The organism is Microbacterium sp. S1037, assembly GCF_048381605.1.
Classification (GTDB): domain Bacteria; phylum Actinomycetota; class Actinomycetes; order Actinomycetales; family Microbacteriaceae; genus Microbacterium; species Microbacterium testaceum_B.
On sequence record NZ_JBLWIG010000001.1, the window covers coordinates 564,820 to 581,583 of the forward strand.

General features: G+C 70.9%; 15 protein-coding genes. 6 read left to right on the forward strand and 9 right to left on the reverse strand.

The features are described from left to right. The first annotated feature begins 2 nt into the window (after positions 1–2). Complete coding sequence (locus tag ACMW4R_RS02470) at positions 3–1,406, forward strand: MFS transporter (RefSeq protein WP_418299038.1); 1,404 nt, start codon at positions 3–5, stop codon at positions 1,404–1,406. Positions 1,407–1,498: 92 nt separating this feature from the next. Here ACMW4R_RS02470 and ACMW4R_RS02475 read toward each other — a convergent pair whose 3' ends face one another. The 4 genes from ACMW4R_RS02475 to ACMW4R_RS02490 form a co-directional block, all read right to left on the reverse strand. Further along, positions 1,499–2,812 carry a dihydrolipoamide acetyltransferase family protein gene (locus ACMW4R_RS02475; protein WP_418299039.1) on the reverse strand — a complete coding sequence of 438 codons (1,314 nt, stop codon included), beginning with the start codon at positions 2,810–2,812 and terminating at the stop codon, positions 1,499–1,501. Positions 2,813–2,907: 95 nt separating this feature from the next. Then, positions 2,908–3,873, reverse strand: a complete 966-nt coding sequence (locus tag ACMW4R_RS02480; protein WP_363336949.1) for an alpha-ketoacid dehydrogenase subunit beta — start codon at positions 3,871–3,873, stop codon at positions 2,908–2,910. Between the two features lie 8 nt (positions 3,874–3,881). Continuing rightward, on the reverse strand, positions 3,882–5,012 hold the full coding sequence (locus tag ACMW4R_RS02485; protein WP_058596807.1) for a thiamine pyrophosphate-dependent enzyme: 1,131 nt from the start codon (positions 5,010–5,012) through the stop codon (positions 3,882–3,884). 183 nt (positions 5,013–5,195) lie between these two features. After that, positions 5,196–6,272, reverse strand: coding sequence for a histidinol-phosphate transaminase (locus tag ACMW4R_RS02490; RefSeq protein WP_418299040.1), 1,077 nt, complete (start codon positions 6,270–6,272; stop codon positions 5,196–5,198). A gap of 101 nt (positions 6,273–6,373) precedes the next feature. Here ACMW4R_RS02490 and ACMW4R_RS02495 point away from each other — a divergent pair, with 101 nt between their 5' ends. From ACMW4R_RS02495 to purB, 3 genes are all read left to right on the forward strand, one after another. Then, complete coding sequence (locus ACMW4R_RS02495) at positions 6,374–6,778, forward strand: phage holin family protein (protein WP_058627162.1); 405 nt, start codon at positions 6,374–6,376, stop codon at positions 6,776–6,778. 112 nt (positions 6,779–6,890) lie between these two features. Further along, complete coding sequence (locus tag ACMW4R_RS02500; protein ID WP_058596810.1) at positions 6,891–7,397, forward strand: low molecular weight protein-tyrosine-phosphatase; 507 nt, start codon at positions 6,891–6,893, stop codon at positions 7,395–7,397. Between the two features lie 27 nt (positions 7,398–7,424). Then, complete coding sequence (purB, locus tag ACMW4R_RS02505) at positions 7,425–8,804, forward strand: adenylosuccinate lyase (RefSeq protein WP_418299041.1); 1,380 nt, start codon at positions 7,425–7,427, stop codon at positions 8,802–8,804. A 157-nt stretch (positions 8,805–8,961) separates the two neighbouring features. Here the strand turns inward: purB and ACMW4R_RS02510 are convergent, their stop codons facing one another. From ACMW4R_RS02510 to ACMW4R_RS02520, 3 genes are all read right to left on the reverse strand, one after another. Beyond that, positions 8,962–10,032, reverse strand: a complete 1,071-nt coding sequence (locus ACMW4R_RS02510; protein ID WP_418299042.1) for a WxL protein peptidoglycan domain-containing protein — start codon at positions 10,030–10,032, stop codon at positions 8,962–8,964. Between the two features lie 59 nt (positions 10,033–10,091). Continuing rightward, positions 10,092–12,083: a fibronectin type III domain-containing protein gene (locus ACMW4R_RS02515; protein WP_418299043.1), complete on the reverse strand. Its 1,992-nt coding sequence runs from the start codon at positions 12,081–12,083 to the stop codon at positions 10,092–10,094. Positions 12,084–12,202: 119 nt separating this feature from the next. Next, positions 12,203–13,396: a HupE/UreJ family protein gene (locus ACMW4R_RS02520; RefSeq protein ID WP_418299044.1), complete on the reverse strand. Its 1,194-nt coding sequence runs from the start codon at positions 13,394–13,396 to the stop codon at positions 12,203–12,205. A 164-nt stretch (positions 13,397–13,560) separates the two neighbouring features. Here ACMW4R_RS02520 and ACMW4R_RS02525 point away from each other — a divergent pair, with 164 nt between their 5' ends. Continuing rightward, on the forward strand, positions 13,561–14,205 hold the full coding sequence (locus tag ACMW4R_RS02525; protein WP_418299045.1) for a hypothetical protein: 645 nt from the start codon (positions 13,561–13,563) through the stop codon (positions 14,203–14,205). Positions 14,206–14,482: 277 nt separating this feature from the next. Then, a complete protein-coding gene (locus tag ACMW4R_RS02530) occupies positions 14,483–15,523 on the forward strand; it encodes an alcohol dehydrogenase catalytic domain-containing protein (RefSeq protein WP_058629239.1) in 1,041 nt (346 codons plus the stop codon). 59 nt (positions 15,524–15,582) lie between these two features. Here ACMW4R_RS02530 and ACMW4R_RS02535 read toward each other — a convergent pair whose 3' ends face one another. Further along, positions 15,583–15,957, reverse strand: a complete 375-nt coding sequence (locus ACMW4R_RS02535) for an amino acid transporter (RefSeq protein WP_242864303.1) — start codon at positions 15,955–15,957, stop codon at positions 15,583–15,585. Then, on the reverse strand, positions 15,954–16,589 hold the full coding sequence (locus ACMW4R_RS02540) for an acyl-CoA synthetase (protein WP_418299046.1): 636 nt from the start codon (positions 16,587–16,589) through the stop codon (positions 15,954–15,956). Before ACMW4R_RS02540 ends, ACMW4R_RS02535 begins: the two co-directional genes overlap by 4 nt. Between the last annotated feature and the right edge of the window lie 175 nt (positions 16,590–16,764).

Below are 16,764 nucleotides of genomic sequence, written 5' to 3' on the forward strand. Positions count from 1 at the left end.
GGATGCCACCTCAGGGGGCGGTCGTCGCCGTCCTGGCCCTCGCGGGGTTGTGCTCGTCGTTCATGTTCACCCTCGTGGTGCCCATCCAGTCGCAGCTCCCGACTCTGCTGAACGCCTCGCGCGACGACACCGCCTGGGTCGTCACCTCGACGCTGCTCGCGGCCGCCGTGTTCACGCCGATCGCCGGACGCCTGGGCGACATGTACGGCAAGCGCCGCATGGTGCTGGTCCTCCTGGCGGTGATGATCGCCGGGTCGGTGATCGCCGCTGTCTCGGGCGGCATCGTCGGTCTGATCGTCGGCCGCGCTCTGCAGGGCGCGGTGGTGGGCGTCGTGCCGCTCGGCATCTCGATCATGCGTGACGTGCTGCACGAGAACCGCGTCGACAGCGCGATCGCGCTGATGAGCGCGACGCTCGGCGTCGGCGGCGCGCTGGGGCTTCCCATCAGCGCACTGGTCGCCGAGAACACGGACTGGCACTGGCTGTTCTGGATCGCCGGCGGACTCGGCGCCGTCGTCTTCGCGCTCGTCCTGTGGGTCGTCCCCGTGAGCGTGCTGCGCACGGCCGGGCGCTTCGATTACCTCGGAGCCGTGGGCCTCGCGATCGGCCTGATCGGGATCCTTCTCGCCGTCTCGCGCGGCAACACGTGGGGCTGGATCTCGCCGCTCACTCTCGGCCTGGCGGCCGGCGGCATCCTGATCCTGCTCGTCTGGGGCTGGTACGAGCTGCGCGCCGAGAACCCGCTCCTCGACCTTCGCGTCGCGGCGCGCCGCCCGGTCCTGCTCACCAACCTCGCCTCGATCGCGATGGGTTTCGCCCTGTTCACCTCGAACGTCGCCTACCCGCAGATGCTCGAGCTGCCGCTCGCGACGGGCGTGGGCCTCGGCCTCTCGCTGCTGGCCGCGAGCCTCGTGGTCATGCCGTCCGGGCTCGTGATGATGGTGCTCTCGCCCATCTCGGGCACCCTCGCCCGCACGATCGGGCCGCGGGTGCTGCTCATCGCCGGGTCGATCTCGCTGATCCTCGCGTACGGCTTCAGCCTCGTCTTCTCGACGGAGGTGTGGCACTTCGTCGTCGCCAACATCCTCATCGGCTTCGGGATCGGCTTCGGCTACGCCGCCATGCCGATGCTCATCATGCGCGCGGTCCCGCCGAGCGAGACGGGAGCGTCGAACGGGCTCAACGCCCTGGCGCGGTCGCTGGGCACGAGCACCGCCGCGGCGATCGTGGGCGTCGTGCTCGCGACGCTGTCGACCGGCGACGGCGACACCCGCATCCCCACGGCGCAGGCGTTCCAGGTGTCGTTCCTGCTGGGGATCGGCGCGGCGGCCGTCGCCCTCGTCCTGGCGTTGTTCATCCCGACGCGCGAGAACCCGGCCGGCGAGCGGGCATCCCTGCCCGAGTGAGCGTCAAGCCCCGCGCCGGCCTTCGCCGAGAGGGACGAACGGGTCTAGCGACCGAGCGTCACGGAATCCATGTGGTCGATTCGACTCGGATGTCAATCGAGCAGCAGCGCCGGCTCCTCCAGAACGGATGCCACGTCCGCGATGAACCGCGAGATGCCGTCGCCGTCGACCACGCGGTGATCGAACGAACCCGAGACCGTGGTCACCCAGCGGGGGCGCACCTCGCCGTCGACGACCCACGGCTTCTGGCGGATCGCGCCGAGCGCGATGATCCCGGCCTCGCCGGGGTTGATGATCGGGGTGCCGGCATCCACTCCGAACACGCCGATGTTCGTGATCGTGAACGTGCCGCCGGTCTGGTCGGCCGGGCTCGTCTTCCCCTCGCGCGCGGTGAGCGTGAGGCTCTCGAGCGCCTTCGCGAGCTCGCGCGTGTTCATCGCCTGCGCGTCCTTGATGTTCGGCACGAGGAGGCCGCGGGGGGTGGCGGCGGCGATGCCGAGGTTGACGTAGTGGCGCACCGAGATCTGCGCGCCGTCCTCGGTGTCGACCCAGGCGGCGTTGATCATCGGCGTGCGGCGGAGCGCCCAGATGACGGCGCGCGCCATGATCAGCAGCGGCGAGATCTTCACGTCGGCGAAGTCGGGCGAGGCCTTCAGGCGCTTGACGAGCTCCATCGTGCGCGACGCGTCGACGTCGACCCACACCGAGACGTGGGGGGCCGAGTAGGCACTCGAGGTCATCGCGTTCGCGGTGGCCTTGCGGACGCCTCGGACAGGGATCGACTCCTCGCGGGCGTCGGCGACCGGCGCCGGGGCGGCCGGGGCGGGAACGGGGATCGTCTCTTCGCGCACCTCGCCCCACGCGGGCGTCTCGATGTTGCGGAAGACGCTCGCCTGCTCCGCGTGCTTCACGACGTCGTCGCGGGTGACCTCGCCGGCCGGACCGCTCGGGGTGACCGCCGACAGGTCGACGCCGAGGTCGCGAGCGAGCTTGCGGATCGGGGGCTTCGCGACGACCCCCACGGATGCCTTGACGGGGCGCTCCGCGGGCTTGCGCCGCCGCGACGACACGGCGCCACCGGTGCCGTAGCCCACCAGCACCGCTCCGCCCGGATCGCTGGGCTCGGGAACCGTGGTCGGCTGCGCGGGCGCCGGGGCAGCGGCATCCGAAGATCCGATCGTGATGATCGGCGCACCGACCTCGACGGTGGACCCCTCGGATGCCAGGAGCTCGCCGACCGTGCCCGAGTAGGGCGAGGGCAGCTCGACGAGCGACTTCGCCGTCTCGATCTCGACGATCACGTCGTTGACCGCGACGGTGTCACCCGGGGCGACGCGCCACTGCACGATCTCGGCCTCGGTGAGGCCCTCTCCGACGTCGGGGAGGACGAAGGTCTGCTCGGTCACGGGGTGTCCTTTGCTCGCGAGACTGCATCGGGCTGACGAGACAGCGGCAGAATGTCGCGGTTTCGTCAGCGAAATGAAGTCTCGCGGATCATGGGTCAGTAGGCCAGCGAGCGGTCGACGGCCTCGAGGATGCGGTCGGCGTCGGGCAGATAGGTGCCCTCGAGCTTCGCGGGCGGGAAGGGCACATCGAAGCCCGACACGCGCAGCACGGGCGCCTCAAGCGCGAAGAACGCCTTCTCCATCACGGTCGCGGCGATCTCGGAGCCGAGCGAGGTGAAGCCCGGCGCCTCCTGCGCGTAGACCATGCGGCCGGTGCGGCGGATCGAGTCGAGCAGCGGGCCGTAGTCGACCGGAGACAGCGAACGCAGGTCGATGACCTCGCAGCTCGTGCCCTCGCTCTCGGCGAGCGCGGCCGCCTGCAGCAGGGTCGTGACCATCGCGCCGTGACCGACGAGCGTCACATCGGTACCGCGGCGGACGATGCGGCTGGCGTGCAGCGGCAGGGCGGGGGCGTCGAGGTCGACCTCGCCCTTCTGCCAGTACTTCGCCTTCGGCTCGAGGAAGATGACGGGGTCGGGCGAGGCGATGGCCTGCTGCATCATCCAGTACGCGTCGTTGGCGTTCGAGGGGCTGACCACGCGCAGACCCGCGGTGTGCGTGAAGTACGCCTCGGGGCTCTCCTGGTGGTGCTCGACGGCGCCGATGTGCCCGCCGTAGGGGATGCGGATGACGACGGGCATGCGCACCGCGCCCTCGTGACGGTTCGTGATCTTCGCGAGCTGCGAGGTGATCTGGTCGAACGCCGGGAAGACGAAGCCGTCGAACTGGATCTCGAGCACCGGCTTGAAGCCGCCCATCGCGAGACCGATGGCGGTGCCGACGATTCCCGACTCGGCGAGGGGCGAGTCGATGACGCGGCGCGGACCGAAGTCTTTCTGCAGGCCCTCGGTCACGCGGAAGACGCCGCCGAGCGGGCCGATGTCCTCGCCCATGAGCAGCACGCGGTCATCGGTCTCGAGGGCGCGGCGGAGCCCGGCGTTCAGCGCGCGGCTGATCGGCATGTTCTCGGTCACTGCGCGCCCCCTTCCATCGACGCCTCGTAATCGTCGAGCCAGCGCTGCTCCTCCTGGATCAACGCATGCGCCTCGGAGTACACGCTCTCGAACATGTGCGCGCGCGGGATCGTGCCGAGCTCGTTCGTGCGCACGCGCACGTCGTCGGCGAGCGCGGCGCCCTCGGCATCCGCGTCGTCGAAGAACTGCTGCGAGGCACCGCGGGCCTCGAGGAACGCGCGCATGCGGGCGATCGGATCGCGACGGCCCCACGACTGCTCCTCGTCGGAGGTGCGGTACTTGGTCGGGTCGTCGCTCGTGGTGTGCGCACCCATCCGGTAGGTCATCGCTTCGATCGCGCGGGGTCCGCCGCCGGCACGCGCCTCGTCGAGGGCGGTCTTCGACACGGCGTAGCTGGCGAGCACGTCGTTTCCGTCGACCTGGACGCTCGGGATGCCGTATCCCTCACCGCGCTTGTACAGCGGCGAGCGCGATTGCGTGGCGACGGGGACCGAGATGGCCCACTGGTTGTTCTGGAGGAAGAAGACCTCGGGGGTCTGGAAGCTCGCGGCGAAGACCATCGCCTCGTGCACGTCGCCCTGGCTGGACGCGCCGTCGCCGTAGTAGACGATGACCGCTTCGTCGCGCTCGGGGTCTCCGGTGCCGCACTTGCCGTCGAACACGAGCCCCATCCCGAGACCCGTGGCGTGCAGCGTCTGCGCGCCGAGCACGAGCGTGTAGATGTGCGTGTTGCCGTTCTTCGGGTCGCTCGGATCCCACCCGCCGTGGGTGAGCCCGCGCATGAGCCGGATGATGTCGAGCGGGTCGACGCCGCGGATGCGGGTGACCACGTGCTCGCGGTACGAGGGGAAGATGTGGTCCTGCGCGCGAGCGGCCCGGGCGGATCCGACCTGGGCGGCCTCCTGCCCGAAGGACGGCGGCCACAGGGCGAGCTGCCCCTGGCGCTGCAGGTTGGTGGCCTGCACGTCGAACGCGCGGATCGAGACCATGTCACGGTAGAACGTCTCGAGCTCGGCGTCGGTGAGGGCGTCGATGAGCGGCAGGTAGCGCTCGGCGGCGGGCGTGGGGGCCAGCGTGCCGTCGGCTGCCAGAACGCGCACGAGAGCGGGGTCGTCGAGCGGGGTCATGCTCCCACGCTAATGCTCGCCCTATGCCGAGGACTGCATGAGGTGAACAACGGATGCCGGGATTCGGCGTACGTGATCGACAATCGACACCGTGGTCCAATTGCAGGACCGACGCGGTTGAACGCGCCCGGGCGACGGCTTCGAGGCCTCATGCGCCCCACGGGTCATGCAGATGGACCGCGCTCAGCGCGGCGCCGTCGCGGCCGCGACCTCGACGATGCGGTCGAGCGACTCTTCCTCACCGACCGAGATCCGCACGCCGTCGCCGGCGAAGGGGCGCACCACGAGGCCCGCCGCTTCGAAGGCCGACGCGACCTCGAGTGCCCGGTCTCCCGCGGGGAGCCAGACGAAGTTCCCCTGGGCGTCGGGGACGGGCCACCCGGCATCGCGGAGGCGGGCGACGAGACGGTCGCGGCGCTCGGCGATGACGCGGACGCGCTCCAGCAGCTCGGACTCGGCGGCGAGGCTCGCGAGCGCCGCCTCTTCGGCCGCGGCCGTGACCGACAGCGGGATCGCGGTGCTGCGCGCGGCATCCAGGACCCGCGTGTGGCCGATCGCGTAGCCGACGCGCAGGCCCGCGAGCCCGTAAGCCTTGCTGAAGGTGCGGAGCACGACGATGTTCGGGCGGGCGATGATCGCGCGCACGCGGTCGCCCTCGACCGAGGAGGGGTCGGTCACGAACTCGGCATACGCCTCGTCGAGCACGATCAGCACGTCGGCGGGCACGGCCTCGACGAACGCGGCGAAGTCGTCGTGCGTGACGGTGGGGCCCGTCGGGTTGTTCGGGCTGCACACGATGACCAGGCTCGTGCGCTCGGTGATCGCGGCGGCCATCGCGGGGAGGTCGTGGCGGAAGTCGTCGGTCAGGGGCACCTGCACGCTGGTGGCGCCGGCGACGGCGACGAGCGAGGGGTAGGCCTCGAAGGAGCGCCAGGCGTAGACGACCTCGTCGCCCGGCCCCGAAGTCGCGAGAAGCAGCTGCGCGAGCAGAGACACGCTGCCGGCACCGATGTGCACGTCGTCGGGCGAGACGCCGTGTCGCGCGGCGAGACGTTCGCGGAGGCGGGCGGCCGTGGCATCCGGATACCGATTGATCCCGGACGCGCCCTGGATGGCCTCGAGAACACCGGGGAGCGGGTCGAAGGGGTTCTCGTTGCTCGACAGCTTGAACGCGTCGGCGCTGGCCTGTCGGCCCTGGCGGTACGCCGGCAGGGCGGCGATCTCGGGGCGGATTCGGGGGAGGACCGGCTCTTCACTCACCCCGCGAGCCTAACCGCGGGCGGCCGTCGCGCGTCAGTCCCTCCGTGGCATCCGTCGCAAGCCCCTGCCGGACCGTGGCACCGGCGTGCCAGGGTGGGGGCATGCGCTTCGTCGTCCGCGTCGCCGTCAACGCCTTCGCCATCTGGATCGTCACGCTGCTGCCCGCCCTGCAGGTGCGGCTGATCCCCTTCGCGCCCGGGGAGTGGCTGCAGGTCGCCCTCACCCTGCTGCTCGTGGGGCTCATCTTCGCCCTGGTGAACACGATCGTCGGGACCGTGGTCAAGATCGTGGCGATCCCGCTGTACATCCTCACGCTCGGGCTCATCTCGCTCGTGATCAACGGATTCCTGCTGTGGCTGACCGCCGTCATCACCGCGAACTGGGACTGGGGCCTGCGCACCGGCGAGTTCTGGTTGACGGTCGTGGCGGCGCTGCTGATCGGCATCATCAACGCCGTGCTCGGCGGCATCCTGCGTCCGCGTCGAGACGAGCGTTCGCGGCGCTGACGGGTCGGTTCGCGTCACCCGGGTCCCCGAGCCCGTCGAGGGGACCGGAACCGGCGTGCGTCCGGAGGAATCGGCGCGTGCGGTCGCGGCGCTTCAGCGCCATGATGGAGGGATGACCGCGAGTGCCGACGCGCCCTTCCGCGTCGTGTTCGTGTGCAGCGGCAACATCTGCCGCTCCCCCATGGCCGATGTGGTGTTCCGTCATCTCGCGGATTCCTCGGGGCTGGGCTCGCGCGTCGCCTCGTCGTCGGCCGGTACCGGGGACTGGCACGTCGGGGAACGCGCCGACCACCGCACCCTCGCGGCTCTGGAGCGTCTGGGGTACGACGGTGCGGCGCATCGCGCGCGACAGTTCCAGTACGCCGACTTCGAGCGCAACGACCTGGTCGTGGCGCTGGACCGCAGCCACGAACGTGTCCTGCGCGGCTGGGCCCGCGACGACGACGCCGCCGACAAGATCACCCTGCTGCAGTCGTTCGTTCCGGATGCCGAGACCCTCGACGTCCCCGACCCGTACTACGCCGGCCCCCCGATGTTCGACGAGGTGCTCGGTATGATCGAGAGTGCCTGCCGCGCTCTGTTCCGGCAGCTCGAGCCCGCCATCCGTTCCGCGGGCTGACCCCTTCGCGCGACCCCCGGGAGACCCGTGTCCGCTCTGCCTCCGCAGCCCCTCAGCCCGCTCGACGGCCGGTACTTCGGCACTGTCGCAGAAATCGGCGACTATCTGTCGGAGGCGGGCCTGAACCGCGCCCGCGTCGAGGTCGAGGTCGAGTGGCTCCTCGCCCTGACCGACCGCTCGCTGTTCGGCACCTCGCCGGTGTCCGACGCCGACCGTGCGCGCCTGCGTGCGCTGTACGAGGAGTTCGGCGCCGACGAGATCGCCTGGCTGAAGGAAAAGGAGGCGGTCACCCGCCACGACGTCAAGGCCGTCGAGTACCTCGTGCGCGACCGGCTCGACAGCCTCGGGCTCACCTCCCTCGCCGAGCTCACGCACTTCGCGTGCACGAGCGAGGACATCAACTCCACCGCCTACGCCCTGACCGTGCAGCGCGCCGTCGAGCGCGTGTGGCTGCCGAAGCTCCGCGCCGTCACCGCCGCCCTCGCCGAGCTCGCGGTGACGCACCGCGACGCCGCGATGCTCTCGCGCACGCACGGCCAGCCCGCGACGCCCACGACGATGGGCAAGGAGATCGGCGTGTTCGCGTGGCGCCTCGAGCGCGTCATCCGTCAGCTGGATGCCGGGGAGTACCTCGCGAAGTTCTCGGGTGCCACCGGCACCTGGTCGGCGCACGTCGCGGCCGAGCCCGACGTCGACTGGCCGCAGCTCACGCGCGCGTTCATCGAGTCGCTCGGCCTCGGCTTCAACCCCGTCACGACGCAGATCGAGTCGCACGACTGGCAGGTCGAGCTCTACGACCGCGCGCGCCACGCGGGTGGCATCCTGCACAACCTCGCCACCGACATCTGGACGTACATCTCGCTCGGGTACTTCACGCAGATCCCCGTCGCGGGAGCCACCGGCTCGTCGACGATGCCGCACAAGATCAACCCGATCCGGTTCGAGAACGCCGAGGCGAATCTCGAGATCGCCGGCGGACTGTTCAGCACCTTGGCATCCACTCTCGTCACCAGCCGGATGCAGCGCGACCTCACCGACTCCACGACCCAGCGCAACATCGGTGTCGCCTTCGGGCACTCGCTGCTCGCGCTCGACAACCTGCAGCGCGGCCTCACCGAGATCTCGCTCGCCGAGGACGTGCTGCTGGCCGACCTCGACGTGAACTGGGAGGTGCTCGCCGAGGCCATCCAGACCGTGGTGCGCGCCGAGATCGCCGCCGGTCGCTCGACGATCACCGACCCGTACGCGCTGCTGAAGGACCTCACGCGCGGTCGCCGCGTCGGCGCCCCCGAGCTGGCCGAGTTCGTGCGCGGCCTCGACATCGGGGATGCCGCGAAAGAACGCCTGCTCGCGCTCACCCCGGCGGCGTACGCGGGCCTGGCCTCGCGGGTGGTCGACTCTCTGTAGGCGGCGTCGCCCGGGGCCTGCTCGGCGGCGTGCCGTCAGGCGGAGTCTGCGGACGACACGCCGCGCCGCGGCACCGGGTCGCGGCGTGTCGTCCAGGAACTCCGCCTGACGGCACGCGCGCGCCCCGCGAACCGCGCGGCCCCGACAACCCGAACGGCTACGACGACCGCCCCGCCGCCGCGGTCGGCACGGCGTTCTCGGCCAGCGAGCGCGCCACCGCCTCGGCGACGCGGGCATCCTCGGCATCCTGACGCCGACGACGACGAGTACGCACCCACCGCGGACCGAGAACGGCCGCGCCGATGGCCAGCAGCAGAACGACGAGCAGCGGCCACGGCACCGCCCAGCCCATGGCTGAGCCGACGACCGGGTCGAGGACCGTGGTCGATCCCGAGGCGTCGGTGACCGTGGGCGATGCCGTCACCGACGCCCAGATCATCCCCATCGCGGCGACGGCGGGAACGCGCACGTCGCGCTGCCACGACTCCCCGGGGAGCAGGATGGGAGCGGCGTCACCGGGGGTCGCATCGACCTCTCCCCAGCCGAAGGGGCCGGCGACGGCGTCGGTGTCGTCGGCCGTGAGTGAGACGTTGCCGGCGTTGTGCAGGCGGTAGTGCACGGTGGCGTCGCCGAAGAGGAAGGGGACGGCACCGCCGTCCCAGTCGACGCCGACATCGTCGAGGGCGAGGGCCGGAGCAAGATCGCCGCCCACCCGGATGCCGGCCCGGATGCCGAGACGACGGTCGACGTTGACGTTCGCCGTCTGGTCGGCCACGGTGAGCGAGGTGACGACGCCGCCGGCGTAATCGCCGGGGGTGGCATCCGCGGGAATGTCGATCGTGAAGGGCACCTCGACGGTCTGCCCGGCGGGCACCGACACGTGGTGCTGCGGAACGACGATCCACTTGCCGACGCCCACCGGCTCCTCGGCGGCGAGACGCAGATCGACGGCGCCCGTCGAGGTCGTGTACCCGTCTGCCGCATAGACGTCGAGCTCGACAGCCTCGGTGCCGCGGTTGGCGACGACGAGGCCGTCGTCGAGATGGGCTCCGGGGTTGAGCGCGTAGGAGAAGTTCGTCCGGTCGGCGCCGAGGTCGTTGGACGCGGTGCGCACGGTCCAGGTCACGTCGTCGGTCGCGGCGAACGCCGCGGGGGCGGCGGCCAGGGGGACGGCGGCCACGACGGACGTCGCCAGGAACAGCGCGAGGGGACGGGAGAGGTTCTTCATGAGGGATCCTTCAGAAGGGGCCGGCGGGGAGGGGACTCCCCGCCGGCCCGGTTCGCTGGTCAGCCGGCCAGCGCGGTGAGGGTCAGGGTCGCGCGGTAGCTCCCCTTGTCGATCGAGTTGGGCATCTTCAGGTCGAGGTCTGCCCCCACGACGCCGGTGCCACGGTCGTGGCCCATGGCGGCGGAGCCGAGGACCCGCGACGTCGACAGGCCGTCGCCGCCGTCGTAGCCGGAGCCGACGGCCGCACCCGCGACAGCGCCGGCACCCGGGGTGACGACCTTCGGCGTCCACCCGAGGTACTTGCCCTCGAACGTCTTCGAGCCGTCGGTGAAGGTGCCGACCGACGCCGAGACCGACCAGGCGGCCTTGCTGCGACGGGTGTCGGTCACGGCGATCGGGTTGATCTGACCGGTGGCCTCGAAGTACTGGAGGTTCTTCTCCTCGGCGGTACCGAGGTCGACGAGACCGTTGTGGCCGTTGATCGTCCAGCCGAACTCGCCCGGCGCGCCCGAGGGCACGTCGACCTGGATGTCCTGGCCGTCACCGTGGTTGGGGTGGATTGTCACCTCGTCCTGGATCGACCCGACGGCCTGGGCCGGCTGGGTGCCGTTCTGGGGACCGCACCACAGCACGCGGTTCAGCTCGACGGCGGCGTTCGGGGCCGAGCAGTCGCCGGAGCGGATGTTCTGCACGACGAGCTGGTCCTTCTGCACCTGGACCTTGACGTACGAGCGCACGTGCTCCTGGTTCTCGACCGAGTTGTACCAGTAGTTGTTCGGGTTCAGCGGATCGGCGCCGTTCCCCGCACCGCTCGTGCCGCTGTTGTCGGGCGCGGTGATGTCGTAGTACTTGGATCCGGATGCCGAGTTGGCGGTGACGTACACGACGCCGCCGGGGCCCTCGAAGACCTCGTCCTGACCGGGCTTCTCGTCGGCGTTCGCCTTCGCCCCGTTCTTGATCTCATAGGAGCGCGAGTAGCTGTGGTCGTGGCCCTGGAGCACCAGGTCGACGCCGAGCTTCGAGAACGCGGTCGGGAAATCGACACGACGGACCTTGTTGTCGGCATCCTTCGCGTGGTCGGCCGGCGAGTAGATCGCGTGGTGGTAGACGAGGACCGTGTACTTCGCCTCGGCGCCGTGCTTGTTCACGACGTCCGTGACGTAGGCCACGTGGGCGTCGTCTCCGCCGCCGCCCTGGGAGGTGGCGTAGCTGTTGCTGTTGAGGTCGATGAACAGCGTGTCCTTATAGATGAACCAGTAGTCACCGCCCGACTCGGTGCCGGTGCTCGCGGCGCCCTTGCGGTAGTACGCCCCCGAGCGGTCGGTGTTCGGGGTGTACAGGTGCTGCTCGTAGGCCTTGCCGCCCACGTCGTGGTTGCCGATCGTGGCGACCCACGGGTACTGGCGCAGCTCGTCGGGGGCGAGGAATGCGTTCCACTGGGCCTCGTTGTTGGCCGAGTCGACCTGGTCGCCGCCCGAGACGAGCAGCTCGGCGTTCGGGTCGGCGTTCACGGCGACCTTCGTGGTGTCCTGCCACCCCGCCTGGTCCTTCGCGACGTCGCCGGACGACCCGATCTGCGGGTCACCGAAGAAGAGGAAGTCGTAGTCGCCCTCGAACGACTGCGTCTTGAACGCGTACGTCGACGACCAGTTGCCGTCGGAGCCCACGCGGTACGAGTAGCCGGTGTTCTCCGCGAGGCCCGTGATCGTCGCGTGGCGGTTGTACCCGCCGCTCGTGGCGACATTGGCGGTCCCGGATGCCGAGAACGTCGTGGCCGTGGCGGGGAACTCGCCGTTCACCAGCGTCGAGGTCGGCGCGACCTGCACGGTCTGCGCGGTGTCGGCCGAGGAGTACCAGGTGACGATGCGCTGTGCTTCGTCGGCCCCGACGCCGAGGATGACGCCGGAGAGGGTCGCCGGGGAGTCGGCCTGCGCAGCCGACGCCACCGCTGTGCCCGAGAGCACGAGCGAGACGCCGACGACGGCCGTTGCGATCCACGTGGCGCGGCGACGCGTGCGCGTCCCGTGCGACGTCGATGCGGAAAGGAGCATGGCTGTCCGTTTCTCTAGGTGGGGGGCCCGCGATCGGCGGGCTCCCCCACGCTCCGCCCGCCCGGTGACCATCGGATGAATGGTTGACTCAGTGCACCTATCGAGTCCGTCAACGCTCGTCACTCGATGCCCAGGATCCGCTGGACGAACCAGACGAGCCCCGCCACCGTGACGACGACGGCGAGCAGACCGCTCGCCCACATCCCGATGCGGGGGTAGTGGCGACGCAGCAGCACGAGGAGCGGGAAGGCCACGACGATCAGGCCGATCTGCACCGCCTCGATGCCGACGTTGAACACCAGGAGCGACCAGAGCAGCGTCCACGACCACGGCTCGTCGATGCCCAGCGCCGAGGCGAAGCCGAGCCCGTGCACGAGGCCGAAGAGGAAGACGACACCCACCCGCAGCCATCCGGCCCGGTCGAGGCGAAGGAAGCCGTGGGCGTGCGAGAGGTCTTGATCGACCTTGCCGCCGCGCCACAGGCGCCACAGGTACCACGCGCCGACGACGGCGATCGAGAGGGCGATCGTGGGTTCGACCAGCTCGGGCGGAGCGGCGACGACACCGGTCGCCGCCAGGATGAACGTCACCGAGTGGGCGAGCGTGAAGGTCGTCGCCGCGATCACGACCTCGCGCAGGCGTCGGGAGCCGACGATCAGCGCGAGGAGGAAGAGGATGTGGTCGATCCCGGTGAGCAGGTGCTCGGCGCCGAGCCGGAAGAACTCCCAGAAGCGTTCGAGGGGCGTCTGGGCAGTCGTGAACGACGGGTGCTCGGCATCCAGGACCGTACTCCCCTCGTGCAGGTCGAGGGAGTACGTGAGGATCGTCTTCGTGTCGGTGACGTAGCCCTCGGCGTCGGGGAAGAGCGACGAGAAGACCTCGTGCCCGTTCTCGGACGGCGGGCACGCGTAATCCAGCCCGAGCACGGCGTAGGGCACGCCGTCCTGTTGGGTCATGGTGATGTCGCCCGCGAGGGTGGGGGCGCACTCCTGTCCTGCGGCGTCGATGCGGAAGCGCTCGGTCACGTACGACGACACCGCGGGGCGGTGCGCCTGGAGGACGGCGACCTGCTGCTCGGCGTCTCCGGCGTCGAACGCGTCCATCCCCGCGCGATAGAGCGGGTCGTCTTTCGCCGCGTCGGCCGCGGAGACGACGAACAGGTCGTACTCGACCTGCAGCTGCGTATGGACGACACCCGGACCACCGCTGGACAGGTCGGCGTAGACCACCGACAGGATGCCGTGCGCCGAGGCGGGTGCCGCGACGGCGAGGAGCGCGGTGACGCCCGCCACGAAGAGAAGAGCGCGGGTCACGCGCCGAATCGCTGAAGACATGGAGACCTTTCCGCGATGAGGGTGCTCCGCCGTGCTGAACGGCGGGACGCGGTGAGGAGAACGGAAACGTAACGTGCGCCCGCCGTTCTCCCGCGGTCCACCCGGGCCGCGCACGGCGCGCGCAGAGTGGGACGGTGAGGCGGATGACGACCACGGTGGCGACGCTCGCCGCCCTGATCCTGCTGGCGGGGTGCTCCACGACCCCCGGGTGGAGCGAGATACGACCGGTACCTTCACCTATCGGTTCGCCTGCGGCGGGGTTCTTCCCGGCGACCCCTCCCGCGCCGGAGTCCACGCATTCGCCCTCCCCGGGGTCGTGGGATGGGGTCCGCGCCCCCGAGGGCCTGCGGGTCGTGCTGCTGACCGTGGGCGACGACGCCCCGACGGCCGTGCTCGTTCGAGCGGTGCAGGGATGGGCGACCGAGACACGGGCCGACCTCGAGATCGTGCACGCGGACGACGACATGATCGACGGGATCGTCGCCGCGATGCAGATGAACCCCGACCTCATCATCAGCGCGGGCGACGCACTGGTCGATCCGCTGGCCACGGTGACCGCGAGCCACCTCGACCGGCAGTTCCTCATCGTCGGCGCCGAACTCGCCGAGCCGACCGAGAACGTGACCGCGGTCGACTGGACGGGGGCGGCGTACCGCGGCGAGGGACTCGGGACGGCATCCGCGTACGACCCGGCGTCGTTCACCCCGGAACGCGCGGCCGCCGCCGTTCGTGCGGGCGTCGCCTCGGTGCTCACAGGCCAACGCGGCATCGTGCTCTGGATGGAGTGACGCGGCGTCGCTCGCGACTTCGTGAGCCGTGGGGCCGCGGGCCGTGGGCCGTGGGCGGTGGGAGGTGGGGCCGTGGGCCGTTGGCCGTCGGGCCGTGGGCGGTGGGAGGTGGGGCCGTCGGGCCGGGCCGTCAGGCGGAGTTCGGCCCCGACACGCCCACCCACGACCGCCAGACACGGCGTGTCGGCCAAGAACTCCGCGCGACGGTACGGCTGCCACGTCCTTGCACGGCGGCCGGCGGCCGGCGACCCCGGCGGCGGGCGGAAGAATGGATGCCATGCGCGCGATGATCATGGACGCCCTGGCCGCACCCCTCGAGGTGCGCGACGTCGAGGCCCCGACCGCTCCGGACGGCGGGGTCGTGGTCGAGGTGCACGCGACCGGGCTCTGCAAGAGCGACTGGCACGCGTGGGTCGGGCACGACGACGTCTCGCTCCCCCACGTTCCCGGCCACGAGCTGGCGGGCGTCATCGTCGAGGTCGGCGCGGGCGTTCAGCGGTGGAGCGTCGGCGACCGCGTCACGGTGCCGTTCGTGATGGGCTGCGGGGCGTGCGAGTGGTGCCTCGCGGGCGACGCGCAGGTGTGCCCGGACCAGCAGCAGCCCGGGTTCACGCAGTGGGGCTCGTTCGCCGAGCGCGTCGTGCTGCGCGCGGCCGACACGAACGTCGTGCGGATCCCCGACGGCGTCTCTTACGAGGCGGCCGCGGCGCTCGGATGCCGCTTCGCCACGGCGTACCGCGCCCTCACCGGCCGCGCGCGCGTGCAGGCGGGCGAGTGGGTCACCGTCGTCGGGGCCGGCGGGGTGGGCCTCAGCGCGGTGATGATCGGGGTCGCCCTCGGCGCGCGCGTGATCGTCGTCGACCGCACGCCCGCGGCTCTCGAGGCGGCTGCTCGCCTCGGCGCCGAGCACACCCTGCTCGCCGACGGGTCCGACATCGCGGCCGTGGTGCACGAGATCACCGGCGGCGGGAGCCACGTCGCCGTCGACGCGGTCGGCAGCGCCCAGACCTCGCGCGACGCCGTGCTGAGCTTGCGCCGCCGCGGGCGGCACGTGCAGATCGGTCTACTCCCCACCGCCGACGGGATGACGTCGATGCCCATGGCGCGCGTGATCGCGTGGGAGCTCGACCTCCTGGGCAGCCACGGCATGGCCGCCGTCGACTATCCCGAGATGCTGTCGCTGATCGAGAGCGGCGCGTTGCGGCCGCACGACCTGATCGAGCGCGTCATCGGCCTGAGCGAGGCGGCGACCCTTCTGCCCGGCATGGACACCGCGTCGCCGGCGGGCATGACGATGATCGATCCGCGGCGGGACTGATTCAGGCGGCGCCCGGCGGAGATCCGGCGGCGGGAGAGTGCGCAGGCCCCAGCGGGCGTCTAGCTCCGCGGCTTCTCGGGACCGCCGTCGGCCGGCGGGGCCTCGGGGGCGTTCGCGGCGTCGGGGGTGGCGGCATCCGGAGTCTCTTTCGGAAGCAGCAACGGCCGGTCGACGGTCGCGGTGACCTTCGCGGGGTCGACGACGAGAAGCATGAGCGCGACGCTCACGAGCACCACGATGAAGGTGACGCCGGCGGCGACGAGACCGACCACGAGAGCGCGCTGGATCTCGTCGGCGGGACGCGTCTGGAAGAAGCCCATCGACATGAGCGTGACGAAGCCGGCGAACAGGGCGGCACCGAAGGCGAGGCCCAGCAGCTGGACGGGCTTCATCAGATCGCGACGGGTCGGCTTTTCGGCGGGCTTGTCGGTCACGACACGGCCTCCTCGGTGGGTGCAGCCGGGATCGGCTCGGGGCGGCGCGGCGAGAATCCCGCGATCGCCAGGAAGACGGCGACGACCGCCGCGTAACCGCCGAAGAGTCCGACGGCGATGACGATGCCGGTCAGCGTGAACGAACCCGCTCCCTCGATCGCGTAGCCGAGGGCGAACTGCGGGTTGGTGACCAGGAGGCCGACGCCGAGGACGAGAGTCAGGATGCCGATGAGCAGACCGTCGCGCGGGGCGGCGGCGGTGCGGGCGGCTCGACGATCGCGGAACGCGGCGATGACCTCGACGAGGCCGCTCACGAACGCCCACGCGATCACGATGGCGAAGAAGGTGCCGGTCTCGCGCCACGACGGGACGCTCGCCGCCATGCCCGCGACCGCCGAGACGACCGCGAGGACGATGACCGTCGCGCGGCTTCCACGGGGGAAGACCAGCCAGGCCGACAGCGCGAAGACGAGCGCCGTGGCGAGAGTGAATCCGCTGAAGACGGCGAGACCCACGGACGCGGAGTGGTCGGACGAGAAGGTGACCATGGCAGCGGCGACGGCGGCGAAGAAGGCGCGCGCGAGCTGCAGATGGCGCACGTCGAAGGTGCGCGCGGAAGAGGAAGTGGCCACGGAGGATCCCGGAAGAACGGTGTCGATGGCATCCAGTCTATTCCTCGGGGAGCCCGCGACCTCCGGGGAGCCTGGATGCCGACGGGCTCATCGGCAATCCCCAGGTGACGCCGTGCGCGCGCGGAACAGTTGTCTTCTTGCTGCAGACGCCGAGCAAAATCAAGTCTTCCGAGAC